Origin of the sequence: Bacillus sp. JJ864, from assembly GCF_036963045.1 — a bacterium.
In the GTDB taxonomy this organism is placed as follows: domain Bacteria; phylum Bacillota; class Bacilli; order Bacillales; family Bacillaceae_G; genus Bacillus_A; species Bacillus_A pseudomycoides_C.
The window spans coordinates 1-7,558 of the sequence record NZ_JBALLY010000205.1 but is presented as its reverse complement, the minus strand read 5'-3'; the positions used below and the strand labels follow the sequence as shown (position 1 = coordinate 7,558).

Annotated in this window: 9 protein-coding genes; 7 read left to right on the top strand and 2 right to left on the bottom strand. The window is 34.8% G+C overall.

Going from position 1 to position 7,558, the window contains the following annotated elements:
* Window positions 1-259 precede the first annotated feature (259 nt).
* From V7024_RS22920 to V7024_RS22895, 6 genes are all read left to right on the top strand, one after another.
* Window positions 260-760 carry a GNAT family N-acetyltransferase gene (locus V7024_RS22920; RefSeq protein WP_335524303.1) on the top strand — a complete coding sequence of 167 codons (501 nt, stop codon included), beginning with the start codon at window positions 260-262 and terminating at the stop codon, window positions 758-760.
* Window positions 761-787: 27 nt separating this feature from the next.
* Complete coding sequence (locus V7024_RS22915) at window positions 788-1,726, top strand: DMT family transporter (protein ID WP_335524301.1); 939 nt, start codon at window positions 788-790, stop codon at window positions 1,724-1,726.
* A gap of 155 nt (window positions 1,727-1,881) precedes the next feature.
* Window positions 1,882-2,706, top strand: coding sequence for an aminoglycoside N(3)-acetyltransferase (locus tag V7024_RS22910; RefSeq protein WP_335524296.1), 825 nt, complete (start codon window positions 1,882-1,884; stop codon window positions 2,704-2,706).
* Between the two features lie 12 nt (window positions 2,707-2,718).
* Window positions 2,719-3,417, top strand: coding sequence for a phosphopantothenoylcysteine decarboxylase domain-containing protein (locus V7024_RS22905; RefSeq protein WP_438824507.1), 699 nt, complete (start codon window positions 2,719-2,721; stop codon window positions 3,415-3,417).
* A 35-nt stretch (window positions 3,418-3,452) separates the two neighbouring features.
* Window positions 3,453-3,926: a tetratricopeptide repeat protein gene (locus tag V7024_RS22900; RefSeq protein ID WP_335524291.1), complete on the top strand. Its 474-nt coding sequence runs from the start codon at window positions 3,453-3,455 to the stop codon at window positions 3,924-3,926.
* A gap of 14 nt (window positions 3,927-3,940) precedes the next feature.
* A complete protein-coding gene (locus V7024_RS22895) occupies window positions 3,941-5,011 on the top strand; it encodes a hypothetical protein (protein WP_335524288.1) in 1,071 nt (356 codons plus the stop codon).
* 90 nt (window positions 5,012-5,101) lie between these two features.
* Here the strand turns inward: V7024_RS22895 and V7024_RS22890 are convergent, their stop codons facing one another.
* Window positions 5,102-6,085 carry a phosphodiester glycosidase family protein gene (locus V7024_RS22890; RefSeq protein ID WP_335524285.1) on the bottom strand — a complete coding sequence of 328 codons (984 nt, stop codon included), beginning with the start codon at window positions 6,083-6,085 and terminating at the stop codon, window positions 5,102-5,104.
* Window positions 6,086-6,269: 184 nt separating this feature from the next.
* Between V7024_RS22890 and V7024_RS22885 the strand changes: the two genes are divergently transcribed.
* A complete protein-coding gene (locus V7024_RS22885) occupies window positions 6,270-6,362 on the top strand; it encodes a putative holin-like toxin (protein ID WP_090996886.1) in 93 nt (30 codons plus the stop codon).
* Between the two features lie 248 nt (window positions 6,363-6,610).
* Here V7024_RS22885 and V7024_RS22880 read toward each other — a convergent pair whose 3' ends face one another.
* Entirely contained in the window at window positions 6,611-7,423 is an 813-nt protein-coding gene (locus tag V7024_RS22880) for an HNH endonuclease (protein WP_335524279.1), read from the bottom strand.
* Window positions 7,424-7,558: the final 135 nt, after the last annotated feature.

Here is a 7,558-nt window from a genome sequence, read left to right as displayed (position 1 = left end):
TATGTACCACAAATAAATTTGTATAACGGTTTACAAAAGGCATATCATTTTTATCAAACTGAAAATGTTCAGTTAAGTGATGCTACTATGAATAAAGTTGATGAGGTACTTCGTATTTTTTCATTACAGAAGTAATGGATACATATAATACTATTATGTAAACAAAATGTCGTTTAATAGATATAAAGGAAAAATCTAATTTGGTAGAATCTGTATAAGGGCTGTCGTTTATTTTATATGTAAGAAAGGATGTAGTCAGATGATTAGAATGTTAACTGAAGTGGATGCAGAAAATTATTGGGATATACGCTTAGAAGCACTGCAAAAAAATCCAGAAGCTTATGTTACTACATATGAAGAAGCAATCAAAAAGAAAGAGCCAATTCAAGAAGTAATCAAAAATTTACAAGGGGAACATAGCTATACATTTGGTGCTTTTGATGAGAGTAATAAGTTAGTAGGGATTGTCACATTATTAACAGAATCAAGAGCAGCACTTCGTCATAAAGGGCATATTGTTGGAATGTATGTAAGTGCTCAAAGTAGAGGAAAAGGGTATGCACGTAACTTAATAAATGAAGTCGTGAAAAAAGCGAAGCAGTTAAATATAGAACAAATTAGCTTATCAGTTGTTTCAAATAATATTGTAGCAAAAAAATTATACCAATCAATTGGATTTGAATCGTATGGTCTAGAAAAAAGGGCATTGAAAATGGATGAAGTGTATCGAGATGAAGAATATATGGTTCTATTTTTATAAGAAATTTAATGTCACTAGGAGTTATACATGAAAGCGATTTTATTAGGAGTACTGGCTTCTTTTTTCTTTGCGTTTACTTTTGTGTTAAACAGGGCAATGGATTTACAAGGAGGAAGCTGGATTTGGAGCGCATCTTTACGTTATTTCTTTACGGTTCCGCTATTACTAATCATTGTTATGTATAGAGGGAATGTAAAGCAGCTTATTCAATATATGAAGAAACAACCAGCTGAATGGTTGTTATGGAGCGTTGTAGGTTTTGGACTGTTTTATGCACCATTGAGCTTTGCTGGGGATTATGGACCAGGATGGCTCGTCGCATCAACTTGGCAAATGACAATAATTGCGGGTGTTTTGTTAACACCATTTTTTTCGAATCAAGTGATACATAATAAAATACCGTTAAAAGAGTTGGCGATGTCCGGCGTCATTTTAATGGGAGTCTCTGTAATGCAAATAGAGCATGTATCGTCACTTGGAATTCAAGAAACTATTTTATGTGTAGTACCAGTGATGCTTGCAGCGTTCGCATATCCGCTTGGTAATCGTAAAATGATGCAAGTGTGTAACGGCGAATTGGATGTATTTCAAAGAGTGTTAGGTATGACGTTGGCTAGTTTACCTTTTTGGTTTCTTTTATCTGGATATGGAATTGTAACGGTTGGGTTACCGGCATCAGATCAAGTACTACAATGTTTGATAGTTGCAATAAGCTCAGGTCTTATTGCAACTATGTTATTCTTTTTTGCGACGGACCTTGTAAAAGATGATCCGCAAAAATTAGCAACAGTTGAAGCGACGCAGTCTGGTGAAGTATTGTTTGCGCTATTTGGTGAATTAATATTATTATCAGCCCCATTTCCATCAACCTTGTCTTGGCTTGGAATGAGTCTTGTTGTTGTAGGGATGATTTTACATAGCTTTACGGCGGTTATGGAGAAAAAAGAGGGAAAAATAACAACATGAGAAGATGATCTTTTAAGGTCATCTTTTTTTGTTTTTAAGGATAAAGAATGGATGATGGAAAGTAGTTCCTTTTTTAGATTAAAAATTAAGAAAAATATGATAATATATAAATGGTAGATTAAAGAAATTCTAGTAGGAGAAATAGGGGATTTGTTATGAATATAAACGATTTAATTTCCAAAACAAAAATGCCAAACACAATTCATACAATTGTAAGCGATTTACGAAAATTAGGTGTTACAGAAGGAATGGATGTTATTGTACACTCGTCCCTTAGTTCAATTGGTTGGGTAAGTGGAGGGGCTTTGGCTGTAGTAGAAGCTTTAATGGAAGTGGTTACAGAAGAAGGAACGATTATTATGCCGACTCAAACGAGTGATCTATCTGATCCGAAAAATTGGCAAATGCCACCTGTCCCAGAAAGTTGGTGGGAAATTATTCGTGACAATGTACCACCGTTTCATCCGGAAACAACACCAACGCGAAGTATGGGGAAAGTAGTGGAGTGTTTTCGGACATATCCAAATACAAAAAGAAGTAATCATCCGTTACATAGCTTTGCAGCGTGGGGGAAACACGCAAAACAAATTATTGATGGTCACATCCTTGCTCCTAGTTTTGGGGAACAGTCACCTTTAGGAAAAATATATGATTTAGATGGTTATATTTTATTAATCGGAGTGGATCATGATTCGAATACATCACTTCATTTATCGGAAGTTCGTTCGCAATATCGAGAAAAAGTTCAAATGGGAGCACCGATTATCGAAAATGAAGTTCGCAAATGGAAAGAGTATGAGGAGTTTGACTATGATTCTGATGATTTTGAACCATTAGGAAAAGCATTTGATGAAACTGGATCGGTTATATTAGGGAAAATAGGAAACGCATCATGTAAATTAATGAAGCAACGAGAAACCGTTGATTTTGGAACAGAATGGTTTTTAACTCAAAAACAAACGAAGCAAATATGTAATTAAAGGATGGGGAACATGAGAGGGAAAAAGGTACTCATAACAAGTGGTGGTTGTTTAGAAAAATGGGATGAAGTACGTGGGCATACGAATTTATCGACAGGAAGAATGGGAAAGCTTCTTGCAGAAGAAGCGCTGAAGACCGGGGCTTCTGTTATATATTTACATGGTTATTTTGCAGAAAAACCTAAAGAGACTCATAATCTTTCTTCTCATTTATTTGAAGGAATTATCGATTTACAAGATAAAATGAAACAAATAATTACAAGTGAAAAGATAGATATTGTAATTATGGCGGCTGCTGGCTCGGATTGGATTGTTGATAAAATTGTTGATTACGAAGGAAATGTAATGGATCAATCAGGAAAGTTATCAAGCGAGATGCCGCCAGTTATTCATTTTAAGAAAGCTCCAAAAGTACTACCTCAAATTAAACAATGGGATCCGGCTGTTGTGTTAGTTGGATTTAAGTTAGAGAGTGGTATAAGTCAACAAGAATTAATATCGAGAGCACAAATCCGAATGGAAGGTGCACATGCAGATTTCATAGTTGCAAATGCTTCTCATGCACTATATACCTCTGAAACAAATCACTATATTCTTTCTAAAGATAGTGAAGTTCAAGTATGTCGAGATAAAGAAAATACAGCAAGAAGTCTTATCAGTAAACTTGCGATGATCTATTCTGAAAAAGAACGAGTTTTTCTTTATTATTAATAGTGAAGAAAAAATACATGCTGTAGGGTGAGAAGATGGAAAATCTATTAAAAAAAGCGATTCAATTGCGTAATGAGAAAAAATTTGCTGAATCAAGAGAAATCTTGTTACGTTTAACAACCTCTACTCAAAATCCAGAAATCTTATATCAATGTGCATGCACACATGATGTTATGGGAATGGAAACGGAAGCCGTTCCGTATTACGAGAAAGCTATTGAACTAGGATTAGAAGGGGAAAGTTTGCGAGGTGCTTATGTCGGTTTAGGTAGCACATATCGGTGTATTGGAGAATATGATAAAGCTCTTGCTACATTAGAAGCAGGAATGAAACGTTATCCAGATGATGATGCAATGAAAGTATTTTTATCCCTAGCAATGTACAATGTACAATTTCATGAAGATGCGATGAAATTGCTGTTGGATGTAGTAGTGAAGACGGAAGGGGTAAAAAAATATGAAAAAGCAATTACATTTTACAAAGAGCATTTAAATGAAATTTTTAAATAAAAAGGAATAATTACATGAATCATGCAATATCGAAGAAACGATGGTTAATCTGGTTCGCTATTACGAGTTTGATTATCCTTTCGAATATTCTTGTTTATGCGCTACCAATCATGTCGCCTTTACCAAGCAGAGTAGCACTTGGTTCACTATTTGATTTTGTACTCACTATTCCAATCGTTACTTACATACTAATTATAAGAAAGCGATATTCACTAAAATACATCTTTTCTGTTATACTTGCAGGTTACATTGCTGCAAGATTTATTATCCCAAATCCGTATTTTGAATCCTTTTCGTTTATCACATATGTATTAGTAGCTGGGGAAATTGCCTTTCTTTGCTTAGAGCTATATCTTTTTTATAAAATAGCAAGAAAACTACCTGCGATTATTCGCTCTTATAAGAAATACAGGCTCGCATATCCATCTTTTTCATATGCAATTGAAAAAGCAGTGTACGATTCCATAACCAAAAGAGTCGCTGTGAATGTATTGTTATCTGAGTGTAAGTTGTTATACTACGCGTTATTCTCTTGGCGTAAAAAAGTAAATACAAGTTCAAATATGTTTACTTACCATAAAAAAACAGGTGCCATCGCATTTTATATTATGCTCATACATGCAACTTTAATTGAATCTATCGGTTTTCATTATTTTCTTCATCAATGGAATCCGATTGTAGCATGGGTTCTACTAATCTTAAATATTTACGCAGTGCTATTTTTCTTAGCAGAAATTCAAGCAATTCGTTTATGTCCCTATGTTGTAACTGATAAAGAGCTTATTTTACAAGTTGGTTTGACGAAACAGCTTATCGTACCATTTGGTAATATTGAAAGCCTACATCATAATAAAGGGGCATTACCTTCTAAGATTGAACAAAAGCAAATTTTTGATGCGACGGTAAACGAGTTTATGAAAGAACCAGCAAAACTCGAAATCGTGTTAGTGAAGCCAATGCAGGCAACTATGTTTTATGGATTTCAAAAAACAGTAACAAAAGTTCATATCAATGTGGATGATGAGAGAGCGTTTTATGATACAGTATTGAATAAGGTTCAAGAGAGAATCAGTCATCAATCATAAAAAGCCGATCAGCTAAGAATCCTTACAAGCCGAAAAATAAAATGCTCGGCGGGTAAGGATTCTTTCGTAATGCTTATTCTTTCGTAATGCTTATTCTTTCGGAATGATTACAAATGCATTTGGAAGATAGCGCATTCCGACAGACGTTTCGGTTGCTGGTTTTAATTGTAACTTTCCTTTATAAACCATCGTTGTGGAACCTCCGCCGTCTAGGGCAAACGCATCTATACATCCGTATTTTTTAAAAAGGGAAACCATATCTCTCATGGAAGCACCGCGATGGTTCTTGTTCCAATAAAACCTTCCGTCTGTTACTATCATGATGACATTCCCTTGAGCATCTTGTCCGATGCCTGTTCGTGGTGCCCAGCCAAATGCGTCCTCAACTTGATCAGTCACCATATTTTTCCCGTCTACAATCAACTGCGGTCCGAATGCTACGGCCTGCGAGACGCTCATACGCTTTAACTCATTTATAGAATACATTCCTGTAATGAATTGCCCTCTTTTAGTGAATCCGCAAATAAGATTGCGTGCGTCTGGACTAAATCCAGGCTCTGAACGAATCATACCATCAGAAAGCGCAATCCCAATAATTTGTCCACCACGTCCAACACCTCCTGGATCTTTAAAGCCTCCAGCGTTGATACCCGCAATACCTCCATTTTGTTCGATGAGATCAGATAACGGTTGTCCTTGATCATAATATTTCGTACTTATTAAATGAATGGTAGTTGGGTCATTTATTTTCATAATTTTTGCTGTGAAGTGCGGATCTTCAATTGTTTCCACAGTTACTGATAAAGGCTGTTTTTTACGGGAATACAAAAAATTAGGAAGTTTTGATTTTTGTGTTGGCGGTGCATAAATAGCGGTTTCTAATTGATGGATCTCATCTTTCGACAAGAGTAATCTTGCAAATTGTGGGTGCTGTGATGACAGAATAGATCCTCCTATCATTTCGCGCAGTTTATGACCGGAATTTGTAGCATACAGCCAAATTATTCCTCCCGTAAGAACAATGAGAGCTAATAGAGTTATTTGTTTTATTCCTTTTCTTATCCAGTTCCACATATGACTACCTTCTTTTTCTTAGTATGTCATATTTGTTTTTTCTCAACACAATAAAATAACCGGCAAGTATAAAGCTTGCCGGTTTTCATCGTAAAGAAATGAAAATTATGATAAAATGAAAGAGTAACTCATGGTCAGAGTGGTTGTTTTATTATCACTTCTCTAAGTGAAGGGAGGTGATAAATTGAGTGAACTTTCGTTGCTTTTGCAAGGCGGTCTTTTTCTCGTTGCATTGCTAACGTTCGTCGTATTATTAATCGACAAGCTCAAAAAATAACAACCCACTCTACGCCAATAGAAGGTGGGTTGTCTAATTCATGAGAAACAAATAGGATAATGAATAATCCACTCTGCTGAGTTATATGGGACTAGTGTGTTGCCGCACGCTAGTCTTTTTTTATTTATATGCTAATTTAGTTTATTTATGTGATTGTATCGCTCTTTTCATTGTTATTATAGCACAATCTTGTTTATATAAAAAAGGAGAGCGTACGTTCTCCTTTTTGAAAGCTTATCGATTATTCTTTAATATTGAATTCCATTTGTTGGCTTGAATAATCCATTCATATAATCTTTTAAACTTTTTGTATAAAATACTTGGTTAATTGCATCATTTACACCGACAATTGGTGACGGAAGACTGTATCTTTTTTTAGATAGATGAACAACGACATCAAACACATCAAAAAGGCGAATAAAGCAAAATAATCCATCTTTGTCGCTTAGTAAAATGAAATAGTGGTTTTCGCAATCAGTATTTAAAGTGTTCCATAATGAACTTTTGCTTAACTCTCGTACAATATTTCTATCTTTTAATTCAATGAAATCGATGTTAGATAAAATGTTAGAAATAACTACTGCATCAGGATCATGTAAATAACCATCTATTGTATTTACAGCAAATAAGTAAGCCATTTTCAATAAACTCATCTTATATTTGCGGTTATCAAGGAGTAATTCACGTTGAATAGAACCCGCAACCTTTGTTACTCGTTCTTCTTTCCATATTTCATCATGAAGTGAGATATCGTGCCTTTTACATAGTTTCATAATGAGAGAATTTGAGAATTGGAACTCATCACTTTCTGTTTCTTCATTTGCATATTCTTCTTCATCATATATATCTAGAAGAAGAGGAGAGTCAATTTGATGTTTAAGTTGATCTATTTTATACTGGATTAATTTATGGCTAATTAATAGACGATCTATACTTGCTAGTACGTTTTCATGGCATGTTTCACACACAGTGTTGATATAGTAGTATCCACATAACACTTCTGGAATTACATATTGTTCTATACATTGTTTATCATCTCTACATATACTGCATATTGGCATAATTATCACCTTTTAGTTGCAAATTTTTATCTTACTCTTTATGGACAATAGAATCCTCACTTCAAGACTTTGAGATATACAAAGGAGACAGGGAAGGAATAACCGCCCGTAAAAGTCCGATTGGTTCAACTAATA

Excerpts from the sequence above, each read along its gene's own strand:
- V7024_RS22920 (WP_335524303.1), top strand. The coding sequence starts at position 260 with ATGATTAGAATGTTAACTGAAGTGGATGCAGAAAATTATTGGGATATA.
- V7024_RS22915 (WP_335524301.1), top strand. The coding sequence starts at position 788 with ATGAAAGCGATTTTATTAGGAGTACTGGCTTCTTTTTTCTTTGCGTTT.
- V7024_RS22910 (WP_335524296.1), top strand. The coding sequence starts at position 1,882 with ATGAATATAAACGATTTAATTTCCAAAACAAAAATGCCAAACACAATT.
- V7024_RS22905 (WP_438824507.1), top strand. The coding sequence starts at position 2,719 with ATGAGAGGGAAAAAGGTACTCATAACAAGTGGTGGTTGTTTAGAAAAA.
- V7024_RS22900 (WP_335524291.1), top strand. The coding sequence starts at position 3,453 with ATGGAAAATCTATTAAAAAAAGCGATTCAATTGCGTAATGAGAAAAAA.
- V7024_RS22895 (WP_335524288.1), top strand. The coding sequence starts at position 3,941 with ATGAATCATGCAATATCGAAGAAACGATGGTTAATCTGGTTCGCTATT.
- V7024_RS22890 (WP_335524285.1), bottom strand. The coding sequence starts at position 6,085 with ATGTGGAACTGGATAAGAAAAGGAATAAAACAAATAACTCTATTAGCT.
- V7024_RS22880 (WP_335524279.1), bottom strand. The coding sequence starts at position 7,423 with ATGCCAATATGCAGTATATGTAGAGATGATAAACAATGTATAGAACAA.